Source organism: Achromobacter semiaridum, from assembly GCF_053543755.1.
On sequence record NZ_JBLVOL010000005.1, the window covers coordinates 36,509 to 61,875 of the forward strand.

Sequence of the window (25,367 nt, forward strand, 5' to 3'; positions counted from 1 at the left end):
CAGACGCGTCAATGCTGTTCTTGTCCGGCTGTATAGATAAAGCGGAATAGGTCGACGCCGCCGTGCAGGGATGGGGTTTCAGTGGGATCGTCCAACAAGGAAATTGCGCGATCTATACCTGCCAGGCGGACTTCTTCACGCGGATGGGCCAGCAGTAGCGTGCTTTGCTCGAAGGGCGACAGCGGCTGCTTGGGGTTCACGACGGGCAGCAGCAGGCCGGGAAACTGCGGACGGATGACCTCGGGCTGCGCAAGGCGCAACGCGCGTTTAAGGACGACCGGAATTTCAGCGCGACTGGCGAAATCACGTTGGTTCGTTGAGAGATTGCCGACGTGCCGACGGTACTTCACGACCCGATGGTCGAACAAGCCAATGCGGTAGCCCAGGCCGCTTGCGCGCAGCCAGTAATCATAGTCTTGCAGCTGAATCAGCCCTTCATGGAACGGACCCACTGCCTCTGCGACAGCGCGGTGCATGGTAGCCGATGGGGCGCAGAAATAGTTGTCGTCGAAATACAGGCTAACGAAGACAGGCTTATGCCGGCGTGGCTGGAAAAACACCGGATATCCCGCGTCATCAAGGGTCTTGCCTTCCTGGTCTATCAGCGTCGGTTGGGAAAAAACGATATCCCATTCACCCGACGTAAGTATTTCAACCTGGTGCGCCAGGCGGTCGGGGGTGGAAATATCGTCTCCGCCCATCAGAGCGATGAACTCTCCCTTTGCGACAGCGAGCGCGGCGTTCGACGCTGCGCTGGGCCCTTTGTTGGCCTGACGGATCAGCGTGATGCGGTCGCCGAACTGACCTGCTATCAGATCGGCGGTGCCGTCCGTCGAGCCATCGTCCACGACGATGGTCTGGATGTGCGGATAGCGCTGCGACAACACGCTATCAATGGCCTGCACCGCCAGCTCTCCCTGATTGAACACAGGGATGATCACCGAGACGAGAGGGGCGTTCATGGAATACCCGTTCAGCCCATGAATTTCTTGATGTACTCGATGACTTCATCCACAGCGGCGAAGGGCATTTGCGGCCAGATCGGCAGCGACAGCGTCTGGGCAGCCGCTTGATTGGCCAATGGCAAGCTGTCGGCCGGAATCTTCAAGTCGGCGTAAGCCCCCTGCCGGTGCGGAGCGATTGGGTAGTGGATAAGGCAGGTGACGCCTTGCTGATTCAGATAGGCCGCCAACTCGTCGCGCTTGCTGGTGCGGACTACATACAGGTGATAGACCGAGGTTGCGCCGTCGACCGATTTGGGCGTGTGCAGATCGGCAATCCCTTGCAGGCCGGCGGTGTAGCGGTCTGCAATGGCGCGGCGACGTTCGTTGCCGTGATCCAGCACGGGCAGTTTCAAGCGCAGGATTGCCGCTTGCAATTCATCCAGGCGGGAATTCACGCCTGCGACTTCGTGCACGTACTTCTTCGTCGAGCCGTAATTGCGCAAGCGACGCATCTCGTCTGCCAGCGTATCGTCATTGGTGACAATCGCACCGCCGTCGCCCAACGCGCCGAGGTTCTTGCTGGGGTAGAAACTGAAACCTGCTGCATGCCCGAGTGCGCCCGCGCGGTTGCCCTTGTAATAGGCGCCATGCGCTTGTGCTGCATCTTCCAGGACGAAGAGGTCGAACTCTTTGGCCACGGCATTGATGCCATCCATGTCGGCAGGAGATCCATACAAGTGCACCGGCATGATAGCTTTGGTACGAGGCGTCACGTGGCGGCGCAGCAGCGAGGCATCGATGCCGTACGTGTTGATGTCGATCTCAACCGGCACCGGCGTGGCACCCGTCATGGACACGGCGAGCCAGCTGGCGATGAACGTCTGCGACGGCACCAGCACTTCGTCGCCAGCGCCGATACCGCGCGCGCGCAGCGCCAGCGCCAGTGCATCCAGCCCGTTGCCGACGCCGATGCAGTGCTTCACGCCGCAATAGGCGGCGAACTCGTCTTCGAAGGCCTTGAGTTCGGCGCCCATGATGATGCTGCCGCTTTCCAGCACGCGCTTGAAGGCGTCATGCAGGCCATTGCCCAGCTCTGCGTGGCCGGCATTGATATCGAAAAAAGAGATCATGATGGGTTTTTCTCAGCGACAACTTTCAGGAAGTCCGCATAGTTGCGGATGTAGTCGGATTCTTCGTAATGCATCGAGGCCAGCACCAGGCACACCGCGCCCGAAGAAAAGTTATTCAATTCGCGCCAGACCAGCGATTTCATCAGTACGCCCTGGAAAGGGCGATTGCACGTAATGGTGCGTTTCTCGTAGCCGTTATCCAGCAGCAGGTCGAAACTGCCCGAGATGCCGATGATCAGCTGCTGCAGATTGTAGTGCGCGTGCCCGGCTCGCATTTCGCCGCTTGGCACGTCGTACAGATAATAGACGCGCTGAATATCGAACGGAACGTGTTTGTTCGCCTCGACGAACGTGAGGTTGCCCCGAGGATCCGAAATTTTCGTAAGATCGATGAGCTGGATTGCATCATCAAGCGACTGCGAGGGTTTAGAAATCATATCGTGTCTCTTGTGTCTATAGCATCAGTTTTGTATTGCTACGATTAGGCCTAGATCAGATCGAGAACGTTCTGAACGTTAATCGAATAATCGTCATGCACGCTGTACTTGTCGTTGCGGACAAAAGCACGGGGGCCGACAACGCATGTCACATGGGCTTGTGAAACCCTGCCCAGCAGCTCCCATAAATAGAGCTGGTGACTGGGGTGGTCAGACGCCAGCACAATGACCTGAGTGCCGGGTTCGGCCCATACTACGTTGGTCAATTGTGCGCCTGTCGGGGCGATGATGACTTCGGCGTCACGGAAAATCGTAATCTGCGTCTTGATGTCCAGGCCGTCGGTGCGAATGATCTCGAACCCGCGCGCTGCAAGGGCCCCTTCCAATTCCTGCTGATTCGTCAATTGGCGCAGACCACCACTACGTCCCGCATAGATCTTGCGCTTCCGCGCCGCGCCGCGCGACGGGACGGCCGCTTTGCAACGTGCGACGGCGGTGCGGATTCGGGGCACATCCAGGCACGACAAGCGGCCAGCATCGCCCGCCTCGTAAGAGTCCACGACGGATGTCACATCCGACGGAATATATAACGCCCCAACACGATACATGGTGTCGGATTCGACGGGAAGAATTGGCCGGGCAGACGGGTTGGCCATGGCAAGCAGCATCGACATATTGTCGTGCAGGTCGCGTTCCACAATATAAGGCACATCCGCGGGCAGCCCTGCTTCTTCCGCCAGAATCATTCTGGGCAGTGTCTCGGCCACAAAGTGAAAATAATTGTTGGAGTACTCGTGCATGAGGTCGATTCCGGCGTCCACCCAATTGGCGGGCTTCAGCTGAAAATTCAACATCAGATTACCGGTAGACGTCACGTTGGCGCGGTGATACTTGATTGCCGCGTCCTTTACATTGCGGAACGCCGCGGTCTCATCGTGGCGGATTTTCTCTCCTGCCACAATGTATCGGGTGCCGCCCAGAGCCAGGGCGTCATGCAGCAATGCGACATAGGGCAGTCCGGGGTAAGACCCGAGCGTGTCAGAGAGGCCTTCGGCACTGCGTGCAGTAGCCAGATAGATTAGTTTGGCGCCGTCAGGTTTGCCGATCAGGTCCTGGACGCTGCCGACAGGCAGTTCCAACGTGGCGCGAATGCTCTCCGCCGACACGATGGGTGCAGCCAACTGCCTGGCGAGCGCCGCGCCCGTTTGAAAGTCAAAGGCGCCACGTACTGCCGCGCGATTCTCGCGCGCGCCTGTCATCAAGTAGTGCGTGAAGGGTGTCCCCGACCATTGCGCCACGTCCGGGTTGCGCATGACGTACCACCGGGGGTCGAACGACGGCCCCGGCTGATAGCCTGCGCGTTCGCCCACCAAGACGAAATGGCTCAATGCATCTCGGGCAAAGCTCTCAACTTCGGGATACCTGGCCTGATACCACGTCGTATCAAAGTAAGGGTTCGGATTGCAGCCTGTGCGGGCGCCAGAGTGCAGGAAGTGCGCGAGCGCACCGCCCTTTGTCAAGCTCGCAAACGGGTACTTGCGTGCATACCACGGCGCATCGAAATACGCGCTGGGGCTGCGGCCTTCTTTTGCACCCGAATCGATATAGTGCAAAAGCGGGTTGAGCCCGGCGCTTGCAACATCGGGGTACTGCCGCAGATACCAACCGGTGTCAAAGAGCGGGTGGGGATTCAGATTCAGTTCTACGCCCTTGGCCAAATAATGCGCGAGCGGATCCTTTACCGAATCAAGACCGGGTGCCTGAGTGCGGTACCAATCGGCATCGAAAAAGTCGGCAATGGCTGGGCCCTTAGCCTTCGCCGTCAGCTTGTTCACAAAGCCGCGGGCAATGCTCTTGAGTTTTCGCGTTAATGGCATGATCATCTAGACGATGCGTGAGCGCCGAGGCGCGTAGGTCCTTGTTGAACGGATCAATAGCCGAAGTAGGCCTGGGTGACTTCCTGCGGCGCTCCGTCCATCTTGATCCGGCCATGCTCAAGCCATAGAACACGATTACAAGTGTGGCAAATCAGGTCCTTGGAATGGCTGGCGATGACCAGGATGCTGGTAGAGGCAACCAGTTCATTCAGGCGTTGCTCGGCCCGGGCCTTGAACCCTTCGTCACCAACAGACAGCCATTCATCCATCAACAGGATTTCCGGGCGGATGACGGTCGATACCGAAAATGCCAGGCGCAAGTGCATGCCGGCGGAATAGGTGCGGATGGGCATGTCGATGAAGTCGCCGAGTTCCGAGAACTCGACGATTTCTTCTACCTTGTCCTTGATGGATGCGCGATCGAGCCCAAGCAACGCGCCACGCAAGAAAATGTTCTCGCGGCCGGTGGATTCAGCATCGATACCGAAACCGATGTCAATCAGCGAACCGATTTCCCCGTCGATCTTCGCCGTACCACTGGACGGCGCATACACGCCGCTTAGCACGCGCAGCAACGTGCTCTTGCCCGCGCCGTTGTGGCCTAACAGGCCGACGCGATCACCGTGGTTCAGATTGAAACTCAGGTTTTCCAACGCCCTGATGACCACGCGACCCGATTGGTCTGCACTGATCTGGCCTCCGGTCGCGACCTGGAAGAGGCGCTTCTTCAGTGATCGCGCGCTGGCGTTGTAGATAGGAAAGTCGACACATACCTGGTCGAAATGGATAGTTGCCATGGTAGCCAGAATCTGTAAAAAAGAGCTTAAAGCCAGTAGGCGATGCGGCGGCGATAACGGCCATAGAGCATTAGCGTGACCAGCCAGCCGACCACCGCCAGGACCAGGGACGCCAGCCAGTTTTGAGCATCAGGTGCGTGACCCAGCAGAGGATCTCGCACGATTTCCAGCAGGTGATAGAACGGATTCATTGTCAGCATGTAGGTGCCAGCGCGTTGGGGCAGCAGGCTGGGCAGCCACATGATGGGTGTCAGGTAGAAAATCACCTGCATCAGGCTGGAGATAATCTGCGGAATATCACGATAGCGGGCGCAGAGCACACCCAGCAGCAGGGATATCCACGTCAGATTCAAAAGCAACAACAGAAATCCCGGAATGGCGAGGAAGGCGTCCCATGTCAGGGGCTTTCCGACCGCAATCAACACCAGCGGGAATATCACGATGTTGTGTGCCAGGATGATCATGTTGCGCCACAACTGACGAAACACGTGCACGGTGAGGGGGATGGGCAACTGCTTGATCACCGCGTCAGCAGCGATGAAGCTCGTGCAACCCTCAGTGATGACCGTTGAGATGAATCCCCACAAGATAAGGCCGATGGCCAGGAAGGGCAGGAACTCGTCGGTGGGTGACTTGAAGATCTGACCGAAGACGATGCCGATGGTGCCGATCATGACCCCCATGCTGATTGTCAGCCAGAAGGGGCCAAGCGATGAACGCCGATAGCGTTGGCGTACATCCTGCCAACCTAGCGTGCCGACAAGCGAGTAACGCTTCAGTGCCGTGGCGATGTCTGCGAGGGCGTTGACTATAAACATTTTGGGGTTAAAGACTTAGTAGGCGCGTTAGCGGGTCAATAGGGGAACAGCGTGAGCAACGAGTGCGGGCAGCGCGGCAGGATCGTCATGGGCGTTCAGACAGCAAGGGCCGATGCACCCGTTTCAGGCCCGGTGACAGGTCCGCAGGTGTGTTCACGGGAATTAATGTGTCGGGCAATGGATACTGTTCCCGCAGTGCGACCTTCGCCCATTGGTAGCCACTGGCTTCCACGGCGTACAGGAAGGCTCGCTCAACGGCATGAGCCAGGGTGCCATCGATTTGTCCAGCTTCGCCATCGAAGTCCTCGAAGCGGAGGTTCAGATTGCGAAGGGACCGCAGCGCATCGGTCCGGCACCAAAACATCGAACCCGTCGGAAACTCCAGGTAGATTCCCTCGTGGATCTCTACCCCCATCTTGCGCAGCAGAGCACGGCAGGACGCGAAGTTTGCGCCCCAGCCGAGGATCGGGCGTAGATAGAACAGATGCTGCGGGAAGACCATGCCGACACGGTCGTGCTTGAGCAGTTCAAAGATGGATGCCACGATTTGCGGCGAACCTAGCAAGTGCTCGTACAGATAGTGCCGCCAGTCGGCTAACGGCGTGCCGCCGTGCGGGGACTTCTTGGTGTGCAGGCTGAGGGCCAGATCGTAACGATCGTAGACGTCAGCAAACCCGTACAGTTTTGGCGCGATATCGCGGCCGCGATTTTCAAAAACCCGGACCTCGACTGAACCCTTGCAGTAGCCGGCAAAAGCCGCCGTGATTTCCTGGCGCTTTTGTTCTGAGGTGGTTGAAATGTATAGATCCAACTGGCCGGGAACATTCGCCAGGTAGCCGCGCATTTCGCTGCATAGTTCGGGGTAGAACGCGTGGATGATGGCGCAGGCGCGGCGCTCATCGCGCTCAATTGGCTGCGCAAACGGGATTTCGAATGCAAAGTCGTCGTTGTCGTCAGGGCGGTTGCCACGACTCGCTGCCGCCGCTGCCGCTGCGATTGCCGCAGCATCAGGCGCCGACAAGGCTTGCTTGATTCCCCGCAGGCCGCCGCTTTTGAACAGGCGTATCGCTCTGGCTGCGGCCGGCAGGACGCCGCCTTCGGAAGCGGCAAGGCGGCGGGCGCGTTGCAACGCGGATAGGTACTTGCTGAACGCCATGGTCAGTTGGGGGTTCCGTCTTGATATTGGGCGATTGCCCATGCCCAGGTCCGTTGCATGCCTTCGTCAAACGTCGTCTGTGGCGTCCAGCCCAGTTCTTGGCTGGCAAGACTGATGTCCAGGATACTGCGCGGAATATCGACCGAGCGGCTGGGCGAGAATTGGATTTCTGGCGTGGTGCCGGAGACGCGCTTGATGACATCAAGGATGTCGAGCAGGCTGCGGCCCTGTCCGCCGCCGATATTGAACACGCGCGAGGGCCCCTGGTGTTGCGCGGCCGCCAGCATGGCGTCAACGACGTCAGTGACATAGACGTAGTCGCGCACCGAGCTGCCGTCGCCCCAGATATGAATGGGTTCGCGAGATGCGCATTGGTGCATGAAGGCGGCGATGACGCCTTGGCTCTTCAGCGCAGTCTGGTAGGGGCCGAACGGATTGGCGACGCGCAACACGCGATACTGCAGTCCGTGCAGGTATTCGTACAGGCCCAGGTACTTTTCGATCGCCAGCTTGGAAATGCCATAGGCGGTGATCGGGTCGGTCGGCGCCGATTCGGGCGTTGGGACCTGCTTCGGCAAACCGTAAATTGTGCCGCCAGACGAGATGAAGATAACCCGTTTCACGCCAGCTTCACGGCAGGCCTCCAAGAGGCGCAGCGTGGGCGCGACGTTGGATTGCAGATCCGCAAGCTTGTCGATGTTGGCGCTGGCCGGCGTTGTTGCGTTGACCAAGTGAAAGACCGTATCGCATCCTGAAATTGCCGTGGCAACGCTGGTGGGCTCCGTAAAGTCTCCGGGAATCCACTCGACACCGATCAAGGCGGAGGGAAACGATTGCCGCCGGCCAAAGGCGCGTACCGATGCCACCTGAGGTTGCAGCTCCCGGCACAGATTTGTGCCCAGGAATCCGCCCGCACCCAGTACGGCGCAGCGCATCTGCGAGAGTTGTGGCAACGGTTCGGTCAACTGTCGATCCTTGTTGAGGGCTGGGCGGGAGCGGTGCCGGCCAAACCGGACAGAATAGCACCGAGCCGGCGACCCTCTTCAGCCCAGTCGGTCGCGGCACTGGTCTTGAAGCCCCCGGCGCGCTGGCGTTCGGCCAGTTCGGGATTCTGGAGTAGGTCGCAGATCGCGCCGGAAAGCGCGGGTACGGTGGGGCGCTCAAGCCGTGAGTTGTCGTCAGTAAGCAGCCATTCGGTATACGGCGCGCGATTACTGACCACAGGAACGCCGCAGGCCATCAGTTCCAGCGGAAGCAATGATAGATTCGAGAACGACAACACCAGCGCGACATCGCATTGGCAATAGAGCTCGGGCAGGTCAGCGATATCAACGATGCCCGGGTTTTCATAGGCGAACGGAATTTTGAATTCACTGAGGTCGGCGCCTGCCAACACGACGTGCGTGCTGGGAAGTTGCCGTACAACCTCGGCCAACACCAGGATCCCCAGCTCAAACGACCGACGAGGCGTGTTGGGCCGTGCATAAAAAAACACGCGCTTCTGCTCGGGGGCGCTTCGCGGGAGTGGCTTGTACAGCTCGCGGTCGTACGAAAATCCGATTGCGTGCGTGGGCATGCCGTAATCGCGATGCAGAACATCGGCCAGCCACGAGCCGGCGGTGATGCCGGTAAAGCCGAATCGATAGGTTTCCTCGGCGAAGGTGCTGGCGGAGCCCGACGGGAAGAACCAGGGCTCGAAGTCCTGAACGAAGTAGCACTTGTGCCGCGTGGACTGGAAGTTCCTGACGTCGTAGGCGGTGTGCCATGCGGTCGCCAGCGTGATATGCGCAGGGGGAGCCTGATCCGTACCTATGTAGACGCGCGCCGCCAGCGGAAAGAACCAGGACGCGATCTCTCGCTTGACCACGGTGGGATCCTGCCCGGGCGCATCCGTAATAATGATCCGGCATTCAAAGCCGAGCTGTTCCAGGTAGCGCACGAAGCGGAAAATGTTCAGATGGCCGCCTGAGCCCCGACCCACGGCCGGTATGAACCAGTTGACGGTGTTTGGCGCGGCATCCCCGGCCACAAATGGCTTGCCGACGGGCATTTCCAGCACAAACGAAAATTGGCGGACGATGTCCGATGGCCCCAGTGCTTGGCGGCGCATCGCCTTGACGGCGTGGCGGCACATCGGGATCAGGCCATGTTGCGTGCGATAACGGTTGGCGGCCTTCAGCAACCGGGGAATTCTTGCAAGGTTCACGACGGCTTTCCCCCCGAATTGGACATGGGAAGCCCAAGCAGCAGGCGACGGTCGCGAGATAGCCAATGCCGCAACTTCTGAGGCAGCTTGTCTGCGCGAGATCCCAGGTAATGGCCGAGTGCGCGCGCAAGATTATCCAGCGGCGTTTTCAGGACCAGCGACAGATGGGTGCGATGCATGCCGATGCGTCGCGCGTAGCGCAGGTCGTTCATGGTGTGTGCCATCCAGCTCTTGAGCATATGTGTGATGCTCCGCGATAGCACATAGCCGAACAGGCGATACAGCGCATAGGATTCATCAAAACTGCGTTGCAGCTTTTCAATCAGCGCATAGTCGTGAGAATGATAGACAGCACCGTCGGCGCAATAGGCCTTTTTCCACCCGGCTTCGACGATGTGCTTGGCCCAGATCTGGTCTTCGGCGAAGTCGACGTCGGGGTAAGGATGAACTTGCCAGACGGAACGGCGCAGCAGAGCGTTGTTGTCGGAAAAGAAATGCAGCCGTTGCCGATACGATTCATCCTGGTCGTAGCGGGCACGGTCGGTCAGTTCCACCACCGGTTCCGGGGCGAAGTTTGCGAAGTGCGCTTCCAGGTCCCGCTTGGTATAGGGGCTGGCGCTGGGATAGGCAATGTGGCGCCCAAAAACGCCGGCGATCCGGGGATCGGCCTCCGCCGTCTGCACCATCGCCTGGAGCCAGTACTCGTCCACGGGAAGGGCGTCGTGCGTGATGACGACGGCGTACTCGCCCGTGGTGTTCGCCACCGCCAGGTTGCGCGTTTTGCCATGGCCGAATTCGGCGGGCTTGATCTGAATCAGCCGGACGCGCGGGTCCCCGAACGTCTGCACGAATTCAACGCTGCCATCGGTGGAGCCGGAATCCACAACTAGCACGTCGTACGCAAACGACGTGTGCTGCCGGCATACCGCCGCGAGTACCTCACGGAAAACTGGGCCGGGATTCTTCATTGGAATCACGATTGACGCCTTGAGGGCGTCTGCCGTCGCGTTCGCACGAGGTGTGGTCGATTCAGGGATAAACATGCGCGTCGGCAAGGGATTGTCCTTGCCCATCTTTCACCGAAAGCGTGGGCTCGACACCCATCGGCCAGTCAATGTTGAGGTCTGGGTCGTTCCAGGCGATGCAGCGCTCGTGTTCGGGCGCGTAGTAGTCCGTGGTCTTGTAGAGGAACTCGGCGGTGTCGCTCAGCACTAGGAAGCCATGGGCGAAACCCGCAGGCACCCAGAGTTGGTGCTTGTTTTCTTCCGTCAGCATGGCGCCGACCCATTGCCCGAACGTCGGCGAGGACCTGCGAATGTCCACGGCCACGTCAAATACGCTGCCCTGGACCACGCGCACCAGCTTGCCCTGGGCCTGTTGGATTTGATAATGCAGGCCGCGCAGAACGCCTTTCACCGATCGGGAATGGTTGTCCTGTACAAAGTCGACCGCCATTCCGACGGCGGCTTCGAAGGCCTTTTGGTTATAGCTTTCGTAGAAGAAACCGCGCGCGTCACCAAAGACCTTGGGTTCGATCAACAGCACATCAGGAATGGCAAGAGGAGTCGCTTTCATCAATAAACCTTCTCGACCAGAAGGCGCTGCAAATACTTGCCATACCCGTTCTTGGCCAGCGGCGCGGCCAGTGCTTCCAGCTGTTGCGCCGAGATCCACTTGCGGCGATATGCAATCTCTTCCGGACAAGCGACCTTCAAGCCCTGGCGGTTTTCAAGCGTGGCGATGAATTGGCTGGCTTCCAGCAGCGATTCGTGCGTGCCGGTATCGAGCCAGGCGTAGCCGCGGCCCATGATTTCTACCGACAGTTTGCCCTGCTCGAGATAAGCGCGGTTCACGTCCGTGATTTCGAGCTCGCCCCGCGGCGACGGCTCGATGCTCTTCGCAATCTCGACGACTTGGCGGTCATAAAAATACAGCCCGGTAACGGCGTAGTTGGACTTCGGCGCTTTGGGCTTTTCTTCCAGAGACAGTACTTTGCCGTCTTCGTCGAATTCCGCGACGCCATAGCGTTCCGGATCGTGCACGTGGTAGGCGAACACGCTGGCGCCATCGGCGCGGGCATTGGCGTTATCCAGCAACTGGTGGAAATCGTGGCCGTAATAGATGTTGTCGCCCAATACCAGAGCCGACACGTCATTGCCGATGAATTTTTCGCCAATGATGAACGCCTGCGCCAGGCCGTCGGGCGAGGGCTGGACCGCGTATTGCAGGTTCAGGCCCCATTGCGCCCCGTCGCCCAGCAACTGCTGAAAGCGCGGCGTGTCTTGCGGCGTCGAAATAATCAGGATGTCCTGGATGCCGGCCAACATGAGCGTCGTCAGCGGGTAATAGATCATCGGCTTGTCGAAAACCGGCAGCAATTGCTTGCTGATCGCGAGCGTCGCGGGGTGAAGGCGTGTGCCGGAGCCGCCTGCCAGAATGATGCCTTTGCGTTTCATGTGGGAGTTTCCAGTTTCGTCAGTTGATCGATGGCGCGGTTCGCGTGCGAGGTCCAATCAGGCAGTTCCACGCCAAGCGCGTGCTTTAGCGCAGCGGTGCTCAATGTGGAGTTCTTCGGACGCTGCGCGGCGGTGGGGTACTCAGCAGTACTGATCGCGCGGATGTTGTCGGGAGTCAATTTCAGCGCGGCGCCGTTCGCACGCGCGCGGCCGATGATGTGCTTGGCAAAGCCATGCCAGGACGTCGATCCTGCAGCGGTCATATGGTAAACGCCATTGTTGAGCCGTCCTTGTCGTTGGGCAGCGATGGCCAGCAGCGTGACATCGGCGATGAGTTCAGCGCTGGTTGGCGTGCCATGCTGGTCAGCCACAACATTCAAGGTCTCGCGATCGCGCGCCAGACGCAGCATCGTCTTCAGGAAATTGCCGCCGTGGTTGGAAAAAACCCAGCTGGTGCGAAAAATCAGTGCATCGCAGCCGGAAGCGATTATCGCGACCTCACCAGCCAGTTTGGTGGCGCCATAAACATTCTGGGGATGAGGGATATCGCTTTCGGTATACGGGCCGTGTTTTTGGCCATCGAATACATAATCGGTTGAATAATGCACCAATAATGCGCCGGTTTCTCGTGCAAATTCAGCGATTTCGGCTACGGCGTCGGTATTGATGCGGCGGGCGGTATCTTGCTCACTTTCCGCTTTATCCACCGCGGTATAAGCGGCGGCATTGACGATTACTTGAGGGTTGACGCGGCGCAGCGTCGACGCCAGCAACGCCGGATCCCCCAAGTCGCATTCCTCGCGCCCAAACGCGCACACGGGACCCAGCGGCAGCAACGCGCGTTGCAACTCGTGACCCACTTGCCCATTCTTGCCTAGTAGAACAATCCGCATAGTGGCTTAGATCTTATTGAAGGCGGCCGCTACCAGCAGGCCAAAGTTGCCCAGCGCGGTCTGACGATATACGCCAGATTTCACCACGCCGATGACCCGACCGACCGGGCCTTTTTTTCTTGCCGCTACAAACCGATTGAACGTCTCGCGGTTCTGCTCTGTCAACTGCGCCTGAAGGGGGGTCAGCATCCGGATGTTACGGTCGTTCCAGTCCCGCAAGTGACCGGCAATCAGCATGCGGATCCGTTCTATCCGGGCAGCAAAACTTGCGTTGGCTCCTATCAGGTTGCCGCCATGCTGGCGATACAGCAGTGAGGGGCGGGGATCATAATGCACCCTTCCTCCACAGGCACTGATTAGCAGGTACACCCACCAGTCATGCGCCACCGCTTCAGGCTGTGGGCCAGCGACCAACAACAATTGGCGGGCCGCGTCGTTGAATACCATGGTGTTGCCGCCACCCACGTTCTGTGTCAGGGCGTTGGCGAACGACGGAGGCCGCGTGAAAAGCGGTGACTTGCCGATCGGCGCGCCGGATCCGTCGATGAGCGCGGTGCGAGTACAGTACAGCGCCGGCACGCCCGCAGGGATCGAGGCGTGCCAATGCGCCGCCCGTTCCAGCTTTTCCGCATGCCATACGTCATCCTGATCGGAATAGGCATAGAGATCGGCGTGGACTGCCGGATTGCATGTCAGCGATAGAAAGTTGGCGACAAAGCCCTTGCGAGGCCCGCTGAATACTTGCAACTGGTCCGGCTGCCATTGGCTTTGATAGCGGGCCAGAATGGCGTGCGTGTCATCTTTAGAACCATCGTCCGATGCGCAAACGATCCAATCGGTGTGAGTTTGCGCTTCGAAAGATTCCAACTGCTCAGGCAAATATTGCTGGCCGTCGTAAGTGCACAAGAGAATGGCGACTTTTTGGCTCACTGGGCCACCTGTACTGATACGGATCTATTGGCAAGCCTGGTAAAGGCAAGGGAGGCGTGATGGTTTCGGAGCCCATTCCTATTGGAGTGTTAGACGTTCCGAATGTCCTCCGAAAATGGAGAACGGGTTGCAGCTGATTAATTAGCGGATAAACCGCATTGTTGTTATCGGCAGCAACCGGTTCAATCTCATCACGACGAATATTGAGTGCTGACCCAATTACGGTACGCGCCGCTGGTCACGTTGGCGACCCAGTCAGCATTGTCCAAATACCACTGAACTGTTTTACGAATACCCGTTTCGAACGTTTCGGCAGGGCGCCATCCCAATTCACGTTCCAGCTTTCCGGCGTCGATGGCGTAGCGGCGGTCGTGGCCAGGACGGTCTTTCACGAACGTCACCTGGTCTTTATATGACTTGCCGTCGGCGCGTGGGCTGAGCTCGTCGAGCAGTGTGCACAGTGTGCCCACGACGTCCAGGTTAGCTTTTTCGTTCCAACCGCCCACGTTGTAGGTCTCGCCTACGACGCCGGCCTCCAATACGCGCCGAATGGCGCTGCAGTGGTCCTTCACGTAGAGCCAGTCACGAATCTGTTGGCCATCGCCGTAAATTGGCAACGGCTTGCCGGCCAGCGCATTGTGGATAACTAGCGGAATCAGTTTCTCTGGGAAATGATAGGGGCCGTAATTGTTCGAACAGTTGGTGGTTAGTACTGGAATTCCGTACGTGTGATGGTAGGCGCGGACCAAGTGATCGCTGGCGGCCTTGCTGGCGGAATACGGGCTGTTGGGCTCGTATTGGTTGGTCTCGCGAAACGCGGGGTCCTCTTTTTCAAGGGAACCGTAGACTTCGTCGGTCGAGACGTGCAAGAAGCGGAAGTCACGCTTTTCCTGCTCGGGCAGCTCCGACCAGTATGCGCGCACCGCTTCCAGCAAATGAAAGGTGCCAACAATATTGGTTTGAATGAATTCACCTGGGCCATGAATCGACCGGTCGACATGGGACTCTGCGGCGAAATTCAGGATGGCGCGAGGTTTGTGCTTGGCAAGCAAGCTGGCCACCAATGCGGCATCGCCGATATCCCCGTGCACCAATTGATGGTGCGGGTTGCCGGCGAGCGACGCCAGATTTTCGGGGTTGCCCGCATAGGTCAGCTTGTCGAGCGTGATGATCGGTTCGTTGCTGGAATCGAACCAGTCCAGGACAAAATTCGAACCGATGAAGCCGGCTCCGCCAGTGACAATAATACTCATTCTTTATTGGATCCTTGAGCTTTGAGGACGGTGCACAAACCCGCTCGATAACCTGCCATTATGCCGCAACTCTTTATACCCAACCTAGAAGATGCAACAAATTGTGGTATGAAATAGTCGAGTTACAACAGCGTTAAGCGACAGTGATCGTGGTACCCCTTGCAATTCATCTCACGAGTTACGTGGCCTTACGCGCGTTCGGGCTAGCCCAGAACACATCGCCGGTGCCCGCCGCACTATTTATACATCTCGCCAACACAAACATCAGATCCGACAGCCGGTTCAAATATTGCCGCACCGGCGGGTTCACCGTTTCAACTCCCGCTAACGCCACCACGGCCCGTTCGGCTCTTCGGCAAACCGTCCGCGCAACATGCGCCTGCGCTGCGGCCCGGGTCCCACCGGGCAGGATGAACTCACGCAAGGGCGTCAGCGACCCGTTGTAATGCGCCAGGCGCGCGTCCAGGCGGGCGACCTGTTCGTCGCTGACAGCCGTGTGCCCCGGGATGCAGAGTTCCGCGCCCATGTCGAACAGGTCGTGCTGGATCGCCATCAGATCAATCGAGATCTCGGGCGGCAGCGGTTCCGCCAGCAGCACGCCGATGACGCTGTTCAGCTCATCCACATCACCCAACGCGGCGATGCGCGGCGCGTCCTTGGGAGTGCGTGATCCGTCCCCCAGCCCGGTGGTGCCGTCGTCTCCCGTGCGGGTGGCAATGACAGATAAGCGGTTGGCCATGGGAAACGTCCTGAATTGGATAAATGTGGAGGGTTGCGTCCAGCGGTAAGCGGGCGCCCAGGAGAGAGGGGGCCGGTTCGCAATCAACCGTCAGGATTGTTGCGTTCTGCCGCAGGAACTGTTTCTTAACGGCGGTATCCTAGCACTGTGGAAAGTTGGTCGGGCGCTGTGCCGCCGGAGCAGCTTTCGCTGTCAATGGAGGATGCCTGTATGGCTTTTGACCGCAAATATGCAATGCCCATGGCCGTCGCGACCGCGATGGCCGTTGTATCGCTGGCGACGCCGCTGGCGTTCGCTCAGCAGGCCGACGCCAGCGGCGAAGTGCGGCGGGTGGACCCGGCCGCGGGCAAGGTGACGATCAAGCACGACGAAATCAAGGCGTTGGACTTGCCGGCAATGACGCTGGTGTATGACGCCGACCCGGCGCTGCTGGCCAAGATCAAGGCGGGCGACAAGGTGCGCTTCACGGCGACCCGCAAGGATGGCAAATACGTCGTGACGGCGATCACGAACTGAAGTTTGGCTGCTGGGCCCTGAGCCAGCTCGGGTATCGACGATCTCGGTTCGAAGCTCAAGCCCGGACCCCGAACTCAGGCCGCCCAACTCCGGACCTCGCGGCCCGCAACTCGCAATCCACAGAGCCCAAAGAAAAAGCCGCTTCCGCGATCAGGCGGCAAGCGGCTTTTTTGCCGGCAAGGTTAGGGGCGCGAACGTGTCGCCAGTCCCCAAGCCCCCCGATTTACAGCACGTAGCGAGCCAGATCCTGGCTGCTGGCGGCTTCGGCCAGTTGCGAGTTGACGTAGGCGGCGTCGATCTTCACGTGCTTGTCCTGGCTGGACGTCGCGTCGAACGACAACTCGTCCAGCAGCTTCTCCATGACCGTGTACAGACGGCGGGCGCCGATGTTCTCGGTGGTTTCGTTGACGTCGAAAGCCAACTCAGCCAAGCGGCGTACGCCTTCATCCGTGAATTCCAGCTGCACGTCTTCCGTCGCCATCAAGGCGGTGTACTGCTTGGTCAGCGACGCGTCCGTGTCGGACAGGATGCGCACGAAGTCTTCGGCGGTCAGCGATTCCAGTTCCACGCGGATCGGGAAACGGCCTTGCAGCTCGGGGATCAGATCCGACGGGCGTGCCAGGTGGAATGCGCCGGACGCGATGAACAGGATGTGGTCAGTGCGGACCATGCCGTAGCGCGTGTTGACGGTGGTGCCTTCAACCAGCGGCAGCAGGTCGCGCTGCACGCCTTGGCGCGACACGTCGGCGCCGCCGGATTCCTGGCGCGCGGCGATCTTGTCGATTTCGTCCAGGAAGACGATGCCGTTCTGCTCGACGTTATTGATGGCCACGGTGCGCAGGTCTTCTTCGTTGACGCGCTTGGCGGCTTCTTCGTCGATGATCAGCTTGAAGGCTTCGCGCACCTTCATTTTCTTGGGCTTCTTTTTGTCGCGAGCCATGCCGGCGAACATGCCGCGCAGTTGCTCGGCCATTTCTTCCATGCCGGGGGGCGTCATGACGTCCATCTGCGGCGCGGCCTGGGACACCTCGATCTCGATTTCCAGGTCGTCGATCTTGCCTTCGCGCAGGCGCTTTCTGAAGGTTTGGCGGGCGCTGTTGTCTTCACCGCGTTCCGGCTCGCCGGAGGCGCCGCGGGCCGGGGGCACCAGGGCGTCCAGGATGCGGTCTTCGGCGGCGTCTTCGGCCTGGGTGCGCACGCGGCGCATTTCGAGTTCGCGCGTTTGCTTGATCGAGTATTCGGTCAGGTCGCGGATGATGGTGTCGACGTCGCGGCCGACATAGCCCACTTCCGTGAATTTGGTGGCTTCGATCTTGATGAAGGGCGCGTTGGCCAGCTTGGCCAGACGGCGCGCGATTTCGGTCTTGCCCACGCCGGTGGGGCCGATCATCAGGATGTTCTTGGGGTGAATTTCGTGGCGCAGGGGTTCAGCCACCTGCTGGCGGCGCCAGCGGTTGCGCAGGGCGACGGCCACCGCGCGCTTGGCGCGGTTCTGGCCGACGATGTATTTGTCGAGTTCGGAGACGATCTCTCCGGGCGTCATGTTGGATGCGGACATGAGGGCGAATCCTTGAAGCTTGAGGCGGGCTGGGGAAGCGGCGGCGGCGCGGGGGAGCCCCATGCGCCACGTGGCGGCGTCAGTCGCCCAGCGTTTCGATGACGTGGTTCTGGTTGGTGTAGATGCAGAGGTCGCCGGCGATTTCCAGCGATTGCTTGACGACGGCCTCGGGCGACAGCTCGGTGTTGCGCAGCAGGGCTAACGCGGCCGATTGCGCGTAGGCGCCGCCGGATCCGATGGCGGCCAGGCCATGTTCGGGTTCAAGCACGTCGCCGTTACCGGTCAGCACCAGCGTGTGCTCGGTGTCGGCCACGATCAGCATGGCTTCAAGACGGCGCAGGACGCGGTCCGTGCGCCAGTCGCGGGTCAGCTCGACGGCGGCGCGCATCAGGTTGCCCTGGTGCTTTTCCAGCTTGGCCTCGAAGCGTTCCTGAAGCGTGAACGCGTCGGCGGTAGCGCCGGCAAAGCCAGCGAGGATTTTGTCGTGATACAGGCGGCGGATCTTGCGGGCCGTGCCCTTGACGACGATGTTGCCCAGGGTGACCTGGCCATCGCCGCCCAGTGCGACGCGGTTGCCGCGGCGCACGCACACGATGGTGGTGGCGTGAAATTGTTCCATGCGTTCCTTCCTTTGAAAGGACTAGCTGGGGGCGGTTCCAAGGAAATCAAGCGGGGGGCGCGACGGCCAATAAAAAAGGCCATGCTGGAAACCAGCATAGCCTTTCAGGGCATGGCGTGAAAACGGGACGGATCAGTCGCCGTACAGCTTTTGGCGCATCTCGCGGCGTTCCTGGGCTTCCAGCGACAGGGTGGCCGTGGGGCGGGCCAACAGGCGGGGTACGCCGATCGGTTCGCCGGTTTCTTCACACCAGCCGTATTCGCCGCTGTCGATGCGGGCGATGGACTGTTGCACCTTTTTCAGCAGCTTGCGCTCGCGATCGCGGGTGCGCAGCTCAAGTGCGTGTTCTTCCTCGATGGTGGCGCGGTCGGCGGGGTCGGGCACGAACTGCGTTTCGCGCAGGTGCTCAGTGGTCTCGCCGGCGTTGGCCAGGATGTCCTGTTCGAGTTGTTTGAGCCGTTCCTTGAAGAAAGCCAGCTGGCGTTCGTTCATATAGTCGGACTCGGGCATGGCCAGCAATTCCTTCTCGCTGGGCAGATCAATCGCCGTATCGCTCGTCGACTTGCTTGATTTTTTAGTTGCTGCCTTGGTAGCCATGAAAACACTCCACTATGAATCGATCCTGGCGCGGGCATCCTTTCCCGGTTGGTGCTGCTTGCTGACTACGTTACTCGTACCTCACAGTACTGCCTTCGTCGCATCGCGTCACGTCGGGAAGGGGGATTACCCCGCCAGGCACTGCTCCAAGCCCCGGGTGAAAATCTCCTGGGGCAGCTTACGTCCAATGAATACCATCTTGGTGGACGGTTTTTCGGCCGCGGTCCACGGCTTGCCGGGTTCGGCGCCCATCATCATGTGCACACCCTGGAACAACATGCGGCGGTTGATGCCCTTCATGTACAGGATGCCCTTGTAGCGCATCAGGTCGGGGCCATAGACCTGCACCACGCCACCCAGGAATTCCTCAAGGCGCGCGGGATCGAACGGCTTGTTGGAACGGAAAACAAACGCGCCGATTTCGTCGTCGTGCTTGGGGTGGTGATGGTGGGCGTGATCGCAATGCGCCCCGCAATCGCCGTCGTGATCGTGGTCATGGTCGTGACCATGGCCATGATCGTGCCCGTGGTCATGCCCATGGTCGTGGGCGTGGCTGTGGGCGGCGTCGGGGTGCTCATCGGCCAGGAATTCCGGGTCGATGTCCAGAATGGAATTCAGGTTGAAGCCGCTGATGTCGATGATCGACTTCAGGTCGACTTCGCCAAAATTGACCGGCGTGATCGGCGCGCGCGGGTTCATGTGAACCAGGCGGTGGCGCAGCGCTTCGTAGTCGACTTCGTTGACCAGGTCGCGCTTGGAGATCAGGATGCGGTCGGCGAAACCGACTTGCTTCTGGGCTTCGGGTTGCTCGTCCAGCGTGGACATGCCGTGCTTGGCATCAACCACGGTCACCACCGCGTCCAGGCGGTAGTACTCGGCGATGTCGTCGTCCATGAAGAACGTCTGGCAGACGGGGCCGGGGTTGGCCATGCCGGTGGTTTCCAGGATGACGCGTTCAAATGTCAGTTCGCCGGCTTCGCGCTTGACGCGCAGCTCGGACAGGGTGCGCATCAGGTCGCCACGCACCGTGCAGCAGACGCAGCCGTTGGACAGTTCGATGATCTCTTCATCGCTGTCTTGCACGAGCAGGTCGTTGTCGATGCTTTCCGGTCCGAATTCGTTTTCGATGACCGCCACGCGGCGGCCGTGAAATTCGGTCAGGATGCGTTTGAGCAGGGTGGTCTTGCCCGCACCGAGAAAGCCGGTGAGGATGGTGACGGGAACCATTTTGTCCAAACTGCGCGGGGTGTTCATGGCGAAGCTGCTAGCGTGAAGTCAAGGCTGAAGTCTAGGCATTCAACACAGGCCCTGACAGGGTGTTTTGCCCCGTGCAGGATGATGTTTGCCACAGGCTGCGTGGGCCGCCAACAGCGGCCGGACGCAGGATTACAGCACAGTCGGGGGCAGGGGGCAAACCCCGGGTCAACCCAGGGGCCGAAGCCCGCCGGATCGCGTCTGTAGCCTAGAAAGTATCCGGCGATATCACTATTTTGGGGCGGTTTTCCGGATTTCAAGAGCCGTTGCGACTTGGTCGCGACCCGCCCTTATCCGGTGGCTGGCAAATTGGCGTTGCGGCAAGCGGGGGGGGGCCGGCAACGTCGACACGGACACGGGCCGGCAGACGTGGGCAACGCGGCATGGCAGCGCGGGCGCCGCGCCGCAGCCGGTTCAATGGTGGTGGTGATGATGGCCGGCGTCAGCGGGTTGCTTTTGCTGGCATTGGGGACAGAGCGCCCGGATCTCGGTTTCTTGTGTGGCCAGGGCGTAGCCCGTTTGGGCGACGCGTTCGGCCAGTTGGCGGCTCATGGCGGGGTCGGACACTTCGGCCACCGCGCCGCAACCGGTGCACACCACCAGCAGGTCGTGGGGCGCGCCGCCGGCGTCGTGGCAAGCACTCCAGGCGTTGACTGCGTCCAGCCGGTGAATCAGCCCTTCGTCCATCAGGAAGTCCAGCGCGCGGTACACGGTGGGGGGCGCGGCGCCCGGGTGCACGTCGCGCATGGCGTCCAGCAGCTCGTACGCCTTCAGGCTGCGCCCATGGCGCAGCAGCAGTTCCAGCACCTTGCGGCGGATGGGTGTCAGGCGCCGTCCGCGCTGCTCGCACAGCGTCTCGGCGACGCTGAGCTGGGCGCCTACGGTGTCGCTGCGGGGGGGGCGGGGCGGAGCGGGCATGGCGGGCTTTATCTGAATGAAAGACGCGCGCGACGCGCGTGAGATGCCTGGAAGGTAGCAGAAAAGTCGTATATGCGGGCAGTGCCACCGGAATCAGGCAGGTTTAGTTATGATATAACATTGTAAAAATCGCAGGCGCCGCATCTCGCGGCGTCTTGCTTTGATTTTGGCTTGTCCTTTGTGGTGTTTGCGCTTTCCCATGTCTCACTTCACGCTTTTGCCCGCACGGTCCGGCACCGCGCCGCGGCACGGCAAGCCTCCCCGCTCTGCATTTCTCGTATCCGCCTGGCGCCGCATGGCGGCCTCGTTGGTGGCCGCAACCTTGCTGTGGGCTTTGACGGGCTGGGCGTTGGATTGGTGGCCGAGATGAGCGCGGCGCCGGTCACGATCGAACTGTCCGAGGCGTCCTTCGGCTGGCACGGGCATCCCGCGCTGAAGACCGTGTCGGGCCGCTTCGCCGCCGGTGGGATGACGGCGGTGGTCGGACCCAACGGTGCCGGCAAGTCGACGCTGATCAAGGGAATCATGGGGGTGCTGCGTCCCATGACGGGCAGCGTGCGCATCGGCGGGGCCGGGCGGTCCGAACTGGCCTGGCTGCCGCAGGCGGCCGAACTGGACCGGGCGTTTCCCGTGACGGTGTTGGACCTGGTGGCGATGGGCGCCTGGCGCCGGGTCGGCGCCTGGCGTCGCTTTCCTGGCGACGAGCTTGACCGCTGCATGCACGCGCTGGAAACCGTCGGCCTGGCGGATGCCGCCGGGCGCGGCGTGGACACCTTGTCGGGCGGCCAGATGCAGCGCACCTTGTTTGCGCGGATGCTGGTGCAGGACGCGCCCGTGCTGCTGCTGGACGAACCCTTCGCCGCCGTCGACAGCCATACCGCCGACGACCTGATGGCCCTGCTGTGCGGGCTGCACGGCCAAGGCCGCACCGTTATCGCCGTGCTGCATGACCTGGACCTGGTGCGCGGCCACTTCCCGGAATCCCTGCTGCTGTCGGGCTCTGTGGTCTCGTGGGGCGACACCGCGACCGCGCTAAGCGACGCAAATCTGAAAATGGCGCGCCAATGGCACGCGAGGGCCTACGAATGAGCCTGGCGCAATGGGTGTTTTCGCCTTTCATGGATTATGGATTCATGCGGCGCGCGCTGGCGGGGGCGTGCGCCTTGTCGCTGGGGGCCGCGCCTTTGGGCGTGTTCCTGGTGCTGCGGCGCATGAGCCTGATGGGCGACGCGATGTCGCACGCGATTCTGCCGGGGGTGGCGGCGGGTTTTCTGCTGTCCGGCCTGTCGCTGGGCGCCATGATGCTGGGCGGCATCGTCACCGGGCTGGCCGTTGCCTTGCTGGCGGGCCTGGTGGCGCGCCTGACTCCGCTGCGTGAAGACGCCAGCTTTGCCGCCTTCTATCTGATATCGCTGGGCCTGGGCGTACTGCTGGTGTCCCTGCGCGGCTCGAACATGGACTTGCTGCACGTGCTGTTCGGCACGGTGCTGGGGCTGGACGATGCCTCGTTGCTGCTGGTGACCATCACGGCCAGCGTGACCTTGCTGGTGCTGGCCGCCATCTACCGCCTGCTGGTGGCCGAATGCCTGGACCCCGGTTTCCTGCGGGCCAGTGGGGGCGGGGGCGGCTGGGTGCATATGGGGTTCCTGGTGCTGGTGGTGGTGAATCTGGTGGCGGGTTTCCAGGTGCTGGGCACCTTGATGGTCGTCGGCATCATGATGCTGCCCGCCGCCGCCGCGCGGTTCTGGGTTCGCTCGGCTGCCCGGCAGATTCCGCTGGCGGCCGGCTTCGGTGTGCTGGCGTCCATCAGCGGCTTGCTCGTGTCCTACCACTTCAACGTACCCGCCTCGCCGTCGATCATCCTGGCGGCTGGCGCCTGTTATCTGCTTTCCATCGTTGGCGGCCCGCAAGGCGGGCTGCTGCGGGCGCCGCGCCGTACGCGCCAAGCCTGAGTTCACAAGGAGATTCGCCATGCGTTCCATTCTGCCGTTGCGCCGCCGCGCCCTGTTGACCGTGGCGGGCTTGTGCCTGTCGGCCGTCCTTGGCGCAGCGCACGCCGCGGAACCGCTCAAGGCCGTGGCAAGCTTTTCCATCCTGGGCGACATCGTGCGCGAAGTCGGGGGCAACGATGTCAGCCTGACCACATTGGTGGGACCCGATGGTGATGCGCACGAATATGAGCCCACGCCCGGCGACGCAAAGAAGCTGTCCGCCGCGCAGGTGCTGTTCGTAAACGGGCTGGATTTCGAAACCTGGCTTCCCAAGCTGACGAAGGCGTCGGGCTTTGCAGGCAAGACGGCCGTGGCCTCGCAGGGCGTCACGCCGCGCAAGTTCGCGCAGGCGGGCGGGGGCCACAAGCCCGGCGACCACGACCACGAGCACGAGCACGACCACGATCACGACCACGACGATGGCCACAACCACGGCGATGGCCATCATCATCACGGCGACGCCGATCCGCATGCATGGCAAAGCCTGGCCAACGGCGTGATCTATGCGCGCAACGTGGCCGACGGCCTGGCCGCCGCCGACCCCGCCCATGCCGACGCCTATCGTCAGCGGGCCGCCGCCTATATCGCCCGCCTGGAAGCGCTGGACGCCGCGGCCAAAAAGACGTTCGCCGCCATTGCCGCCGACCGTCGCAAGGTGGTGACGTCGCACGATGCGTTCGGGTATTTTGGCGACGCCTACGGCGTGTCGTTCATCCCCGCGATGGGGGTGTCGACGGACGCCGAACCGTCGGCCGGCGAAGTGGCCCGCATCATCGAACAGGTCAAGCGCGACAAGGTGCCCGCAGTGTTCGTCGAGAACATCTCCAGCCCCAAACTTGTGCAGCAGATTGCGCGGGAAACGGGCGCCAAGGTGGGTGGTACGCTTTATTCCGACGCCCTGTCCAAGCCCGGACAGCCCGGCGCGACCTATATGGAAATGTTTGAATGGAACGTACGTCAGCTTGCCGCGGCCTTGCAGCCCTGACCGCCGCGACGGCCATGCTGGTGGCCGGCTCCGCCGGCGCGCACCCGCATATGTGGATTGACGCGCGGGCGGTCGTCGACCTCGACGCGCAGCAGCGCGTCACCGCCGTGCGCCAGGTATGGCTGTTTGACGAAATGTTCGGCGCTTACGCCACGCAGGGCATGGCCAAGGGAAAGGGCGGCGCCTTGCCCGCCGCCACCTTGAAGGGCATGGCCTACGACTGGATGAAGTCCTTGGGCGAACCGATCTCGCACTACTTCACCCGCGTTACGGTGGGTGGGCAGACCGCCACGTTCGCGGCTCCGCGCGACGCGCGTGTCGACTGGAACCCCAAGACGACGCGCCTGACGCTGTCGTTCACCTTGCCGCTGGCGACCCCGCTGCCCGTCGGCGCCGAGGGCGCGCAAGTGGACATTTACGACCCTACCTATTTCGTCGCTTACGCGTTCGACGAGAAAGGCGCGGTGTCGCTGGCCGGCCCGAAGGCGTCCGCCTGCACATCCGACTATCGCAAGCCCAAGGAACTGGATTGGAAGACCATGCAGCAATTGGCCGCGATCCCGGCCGATCCGGAGGCGCTGCCGGACGAACTTTTCGCCATCACCAAAGGGCTGACGCACCGCATCGAGGTGCAATGCCCGTAGCGCTGTTCCGAGCCCGGGTTGCGCTGGGATTTGCGTTATTGCTGCTGCTGGGCGGCATGGGCGCGGCGGCGGCGCAGGGCGCGCATCCTTTCGGCGTGCCGGAAAGTGGGGCGGGCATGGGCGGCCCCGGCTGGCTAGCCAGTTTCTTCGGTCAGGTGTCTGTCTGGCAAAGCCATTTCTATCGTCAACTGACGGGCGCGGTGCGCGCCTGGCAGGCCGATGGCGGCGCGGCCTGGACGTTGATCGGCCTGTCGTTTGCCTACGGCGTGTTCCATGCGCTGGGCCCCGGCCATGGCAAAGCCGTGATTTCTTCTTACGTGCTGGCCAATCGGCAGACGGCGCGCAATGGCGCGCTGCTGGCGCTGGCGTCCGCATTGATCCAGGCGTTGGTGGCGATTGTGTTGGTCGCGGTGTTGGCGCTGGTGTTCAACGCCACCGCCGCCACGATGAACCAGGCGACGCGTTGGCTTGAGCTGGCGTCGTATGCGCTGGTGACGTTGTTGGGCGCGTGGCTGGTCTGGATCAAGGCGATTCGGCCGCTGCTGCCAGGCAGGCGGGCGGTGGCAGGAACGGTTCCGGCCACCGCGTCCACGCACGCTGTGCCGATGGCGGGTGCCGCATCGACGACGGGTGCATTGCCGCCGAGGGG

The 25,367-nt window shown here is 61.2% G+C and carries 27 protein-coding genes; 6 read left to right on the plus strand and 21 right to left on the minus strand.

Features of this window, described 5'->3' with window-relative positions:
- Positions 1-8: 8 nt before the first annotated feature.
- The 16 genes from ACNPP0_RS01470 to ACNPP0_RS01545 form a co-directional block, all read right to left on the minus strand.
- Entirely contained in the window at positions 9-962 is a 954-nt protein-coding gene (locus tag ACNPP0_RS01470; protein WP_332609549.1) for a glycosyltransferase, read from the minus strand.
- Between the two features lie 11 nt (positions 963-973).
- Positions 974-2,074, minus strand: coding sequence for a DegT/DnrJ/EryC1/StrS family aminotransferase (locus tag ACNPP0_RS01475; protein WP_448704820.1), 1,101 nt, complete (start codon positions 2,072-2,074; stop codon positions 974-976).
- Entirely contained in the window at positions 2,071-2,511 is a 441-nt protein-coding gene (locus ACNPP0_RS01480; RefSeq protein ID WP_104142560.1) for a sugar 3,4-ketoisomerase, read from the minus strand. Before ACNPP0_RS01480 ends, ACNPP0_RS01475 begins: the two co-directional genes overlap by 4 nt.
- Before the next feature lie 50 nt (positions 2,512-2,561).
- Entirely contained in the window at positions 2,562-4,394 is a 1,833-nt protein-coding gene (locus ACNPP0_RS01485; RefSeq protein ID WP_448704821.1) for a glycosyltransferase family 61 protein, read from the minus strand.
- 47 nt (positions 4,395-4,441) lie between these two features.
- Positions 4,442-5,185, minus strand: a complete 744-nt coding sequence (locus tag ACNPP0_RS01490; RefSeq protein ID WP_448704822.1) for an ABC transporter ATP-binding protein — start codon at positions 5,183-5,185, stop codon at positions 4,442-4,444.
- 26 nt (positions 5,186-5,211) lie between these two features.
- Positions 5,212-6,003, minus strand: coding sequence for an ABC transporter permease (locus tag ACNPP0_RS01495; RefSeq protein ID WP_104142563.1), 792 nt, complete (start codon positions 6,001-6,003; stop codon positions 5,212-5,214).
- Positions 6,004-6,088: 85 nt separating this feature from the next.
- Positions 6,089-7,159 carry a rhamnan synthesis F family protein gene (locus ACNPP0_RS01500; RefSeq protein WP_189371414.1) on the minus strand — a complete coding sequence of 357 codons (1,071 nt, stop codon included), beginning with the start codon at positions 7,157-7,159 and terminating at the stop codon, positions 6,089-6,091.
- Positions 7,160-7,161: 2 nt separating this feature from the next.
- Positions 7,162-8,124: an NAD-dependent epimerase/dehydratase family protein gene (locus ACNPP0_RS01505; protein WP_332609555.1), complete on the minus strand. Its 963-nt coding sequence runs from the start codon at positions 8,122-8,124 to the stop codon at positions 7,162-7,164.
- Positions 8,121-9,365 (minus strand): glycosyltransferase family 4 protein, encoded by a 1,245-nt coding sequence (locus tag ACNPP0_RS01510; protein ID WP_223264740.1) that lies wholly within the window; start codon positions 9,363-9,365, stop codon positions 8,121-8,123. The genes ACNPP0_RS01505 and ACNPP0_RS01510 overlap by 4 nt, the downstream gene beginning before the upstream one ends.
- Positions 9,362-10,438 (minus strand): glycosyltransferase family 2 protein, encoded by a 1,077-nt coding sequence (locus ACNPP0_RS01515; RefSeq protein ID WP_223264741.1) that lies wholly within the window; start codon positions 10,436-10,438, stop codon positions 9,362-9,364. The genes ACNPP0_RS01510 and ACNPP0_RS01515 overlap by 4 nt, the downstream gene beginning before the upstream one ends.
- A complete protein-coding gene (gene rfbC, locus ACNPP0_RS01520) occupies positions 10,395-10,940 on the minus strand; it encodes a dTDP-4-dehydrorhamnose 3,5-epimerase (RefSeq protein ID WP_104142565.1) in 546 nt (181 codons plus the stop codon). Before rfbC ends, ACNPP0_RS01515 begins: the two co-directional genes overlap by 44 nt.
- Positions 10,940-11,821 (minus strand): glucose-1-phosphate thymidylyltransferase RfbA, encoded by an 882-nt coding sequence (gene rfbA / locus ACNPP0_RS01525; RefSeq protein WP_332609558.1) that lies wholly within the window; start codon positions 11,819-11,821, stop codon positions 10,940-10,942. Before rfbA ends, rfbC begins: the two co-directional genes overlap by 1 nt.
- On the minus strand, positions 11,818-12,714 hold the full coding sequence (gene rfbD, locus ACNPP0_RS01530; protein WP_448704823.1) for a dTDP-4-dehydrorhamnose reductase: 897 nt from the start codon (positions 12,712-12,714) through the stop codon (positions 11,818-11,820). The genes rfbA and rfbD overlap by 4 nt, the downstream gene beginning before the upstream one ends.
- Positions 12,715-12,720: 6 nt before the next feature.
- Positions 12,721-13,644, minus strand: coding sequence for a glycosyltransferase family 2 protein (locus tag ACNPP0_RS01535; protein ID WP_332609560.1), 924 nt, complete (start codon positions 13,642-13,644; stop codon positions 12,721-12,723).
- Positions 13,645-13,835: 191 nt separating this feature from the next.
- The gene (gene rfbB / locus ACNPP0_RS01540) at positions 13,836-14,897 is read right to left on the minus strand and encodes a dTDP-glucose 4,6-dehydratase (RefSeq protein WP_332609562.1); all 1,062 of its coding nucleotides are present in this window, start codon (positions 14,895-14,897) and stop codon (positions 13,836-13,838) included.
- Between the two features lie 178 nt (positions 14,898-15,075).
- Positions 15,076-15,636, minus strand: a complete 561-nt coding sequence (locus ACNPP0_RS01545; protein WP_332609563.1) for a cob(I)yrinic acid a,c-diamide adenosyltransferase — start codon at positions 15,634-15,636, stop codon at positions 15,076-15,078.
- Positions 15,637-15,846: 210 nt separating this feature from the next.
- On the opposite strand from ACNPP0_RS01545, the gene ACNPP0_RS01550 reads away from it, so the two are divergent.
- Positions 15,847-16,152 (plus strand): copper-binding protein, encoded by a 306-nt coding sequence (locus ACNPP0_RS01550; RefSeq protein ID WP_006216414.1) that lies wholly within the window; start codon positions 15,847-15,849, stop codon positions 16,150-16,152.
- Positions 16,153-16,375: 223 nt separating this feature from the next.
- On the opposite strand, the gene hslU is transcribed toward ACNPP0_RS01550, so the two are convergent.
- From hslU to ACNPP0_RS01575, 5 genes are all read right to left on the minus strand, one after another.
- Positions 16,376-17,710: an ATP-dependent protease ATPase subunit HslU gene (hslU, locus tag ACNPP0_RS01555; RefSeq protein WP_332609565.1), complete on the minus strand. Its 1,335-nt coding sequence runs from the start codon at positions 17,708-17,710 to the stop codon at positions 16,376-16,378.
- Between the two features lie 79 nt (positions 17,711-17,789).
- Positions 17,790-18,329: an ATP-dependent protease subunit HslV gene (hslV, locus tag ACNPP0_RS01560; protein ID WP_006216412.1), complete on the minus strand. Its 540-nt coding sequence runs from the start codon at positions 18,327-18,329 to the stop codon at positions 17,790-17,792.
- Between the two features lie 132 nt (positions 18,330-18,461).
- Complete coding sequence (dksA, locus tag ACNPP0_RS01565) at positions 18,462-18,926, minus strand: RNA polymerase-binding protein DksA (protein ID WP_006216410.1); 465 nt, start codon at positions 18,924-18,926, stop codon at positions 18,462-18,464.
- A 126-nt stretch (positions 18,927-19,052) separates the two neighbouring features.
- Positions 19,053-20,180, minus strand: a complete 1,128-nt coding sequence (locus tag ACNPP0_RS01570) for a CobW family GTP-binding protein (RefSeq protein WP_279994267.1) — start codon at positions 20,178-20,180, stop codon at positions 19,053-19,055.
- A 414-nt stretch (positions 20,181-20,594) separates the two neighbouring features.
- Positions 20,595-21,098, minus strand: a complete 504-nt coding sequence (locus ACNPP0_RS01575) for a Fur family transcriptional regulator (protein ID WP_448704824.1) — start codon at positions 21,096-21,098, stop codon at positions 20,595-20,597.
- 366 nt (positions 21,099-21,464) lie between these two features.
- On the opposite strand from ACNPP0_RS01575, the gene ACNPP0_RS01580 reads away from it, so the two are divergent.
- The 5 genes from ACNPP0_RS01580 to ACNPP0_RS01600 form a co-directional block, all read left to right on the plus strand.
- Positions 21,465-22,187, plus strand: a complete 723-nt coding sequence (locus ACNPP0_RS01580) for a metal ABC transporter ATP-binding protein (protein WP_448704825.1) — start codon at positions 21,465-21,467, stop codon at positions 22,185-22,187.
- Positions 22,184-23,050, plus strand: a complete 867-nt coding sequence (locus ACNPP0_RS01585; RefSeq protein ID WP_314364028.1) for a metal ABC transporter permease — start codon at positions 22,184-22,186, stop codon at positions 23,048-23,050. Before ACNPP0_RS01580 ends, ACNPP0_RS01585 begins: the two co-directional genes overlap by 4 nt.
- Before the next feature lie 19 nt (positions 23,051-23,069).
- A complete protein-coding gene (locus ACNPP0_RS01590; protein WP_448704826.1) occupies positions 23,070-24,074 on the plus strand; it encodes a metal ABC transporter substrate-binding protein in 1,005 nt (334 codons plus the stop codon).
- Positions 24,075-24,124: 50 nt separating this feature from the next.
- Positions 24,125-24,718, plus strand: a complete 594-nt coding sequence (locus ACNPP0_RS01595; RefSeq protein ID WP_448704827.1) for a DUF1007 family protein — start codon at positions 24,125-24,127, stop codon at positions 24,716-24,718.
- Between the two features lie 56 nt (positions 24,719-24,774).
- On the plus strand, positions 24,775-25,367 hold a 593-nt coding region (locus tag ACNPP0_RS01600), incomplete at its 3' end, for a nickel/cobalt transporter (protein ID WP_448704828.1).

What these genes read in the sequence shown, in the direction of transcription:
- ACNPP0_RS01575 (WP_448704824.1), bottom strand. Translation starts at nt 21,098, where the DNA reads ATGCCCGCTCCGCCCCGCCCCCCCCGCAGCGACACCGTAGGCGCCCAG.
- ACNPP0_RS01595 (WP_448704827.1), top strand. Translation starts at nt 24,125, where the DNA reads ATGTGGATTGACGCGCGGGCGGTCGTCGACCTCGACGCGCAGCAGCGC.
- rfbA (WP_332609558.1), bottom strand. Translation starts at nt 11,821, where the DNA reads ATGAAACGCAAAGGCATCATTCTGGCAGGCGGCTCCGGCACACGCCTT.
- ACNPP0_RS01545 (WP_332609563.1), bottom strand. Translation starts at nt 15,636, where the DNA reads ATGGCCAACCGCTTATCTGTCATTGCCACCCGCACGGGAGACGACGGC.
- ACNPP0_RS01470 (WP_332609549.1), bottom strand. Translation starts at nt 962, where the DNA reads ATGAACGCCCCTCTCGTCTCGGTGATCATCCCTGTGTTCAATCAGGGA.
- rfbD (WP_448704823.1), bottom strand. Translation starts at nt 12,714, where the DNA reads ATGCGGATTGTTCTACTAGGCAAGAATGGGCAAGTGGGTCACGAGTTG.
- ACNPP0_RS01570 (WP_279994267.1), bottom strand. Translation starts at nt 20,180, where the DNA reads ATGAACACCCCGCGCAGTTTGGACAAAATGGTTCCCGTCACCATCCTC.
- hslV (WP_006216412.1), bottom strand. Translation starts at nt 18,329, where the DNA reads ATGGAACAATTTCACGCCACCACCATCGTGTGCGTGCGCCGCGGCAAC.
- ACNPP0_RS01590 (WP_448704826.1), top strand. Translation starts at nt 23,070, where the DNA reads ATGCGTTCCATTCTGCCGTTGCGCCGCCGCGCCCTGTTGACCGTGGCG.
- ACNPP0_RS01495 (WP_104142563.1), bottom strand. Translation starts at nt 6,003, where the DNA reads ATGTTTATAGTCAACGCCCTCGCAGACATCGCCACGGCACTGAAGCGT.
- rfbC (WP_104142565.1), bottom strand. Translation starts at nt 10,940, where the DNA reads ATGAAAGCGACTCCTCTTGCCATTCCTGATGTGCTGTTGATCGAACCC.
- ACNPP0_RS01500 (WP_189371414.1), bottom strand. Translation starts at nt 7,159, where the DNA reads ATGGCGTTCAGCAAGTACCTATCCGCGTTGCAACGCGCCCGCCGCCTT.
- ACNPP0_RS01485 (WP_448704821.1), bottom strand. Translation starts at nt 4,394, where the DNA reads ATGATCATGCCATTAACGCGAAAACTCAAGAGCATTGCCCGCGGCTTT.
- hslU (WP_332609565.1), bottom strand. Translation starts at nt 17,710, where the DNA reads ATGTCCGCATCCAACATGACGCCCGGAGAGATCGTCTCCGAACTCGAC.
- ACNPP0_RS01490 (WP_448704822.1), bottom strand. Translation starts at nt 5,185, where the DNA reads ATGGCAACTATCCATTTCGACCAGGTATGTGTCGACTTTCCTATCTAC.
- ACNPP0_RS01480 (WP_104142560.1), bottom strand. Translation starts at nt 2,511, where the DNA reads ATGATTTCTAAACCCTCGCAGTCGCTTGATGATGCAATCCAGCTCATC.
- rfbB (WP_332609562.1), bottom strand. Translation starts at nt 14,897, where the DNA reads ATGAGTATTATTGTCACTGGCGGAGCCGGCTTCATCGGTTCGAATTTT.
- ACNPP0_RS01515 (WP_223264741.1), bottom strand. Translation starts at nt 10,438, where the DNA reads ATGGGCAAGGACAATCCCTTGCCGACGCGCATGTTTATCCCTGAATCG.
- ACNPP0_RS01475 (WP_448704820.1), bottom strand. Translation starts at nt 2,074, where the DNA reads ATGATCTCTTTTTTCGATATCAATGCCGGCCACGCAGAGCTGGGCAAT.
- ACNPP0_RS01550 (WP_006216414.1), top strand. Translation starts at nt 15,847, where the DNA reads ATGGCTTTTGACCGCAAATATGCAATGCCCATGGCCGTCGCGACCGCG.
- dksA (WP_006216410.1), bottom strand. Translation starts at nt 18,926, where the DNA reads ATGGCTACCAAGGCAGCAACTAAAAAATCAAGCAAGTCGACGAGCGAT.
- ACNPP0_RS01585 (WP_314364028.1), top strand. Translation starts at nt 22,184, where the DNA reads ATGAGCCTGGCGCAATGGGTGTTTTCGCCTTTCATGGATTATGGATTC.
- ACNPP0_RS01580 (WP_448704825.1), top strand. Translation starts at nt 21,465, where the DNA reads ATGAGCGCGGCGCCGGTCACGATCGAACTGTCCGAGGCGTCCTTCGGC.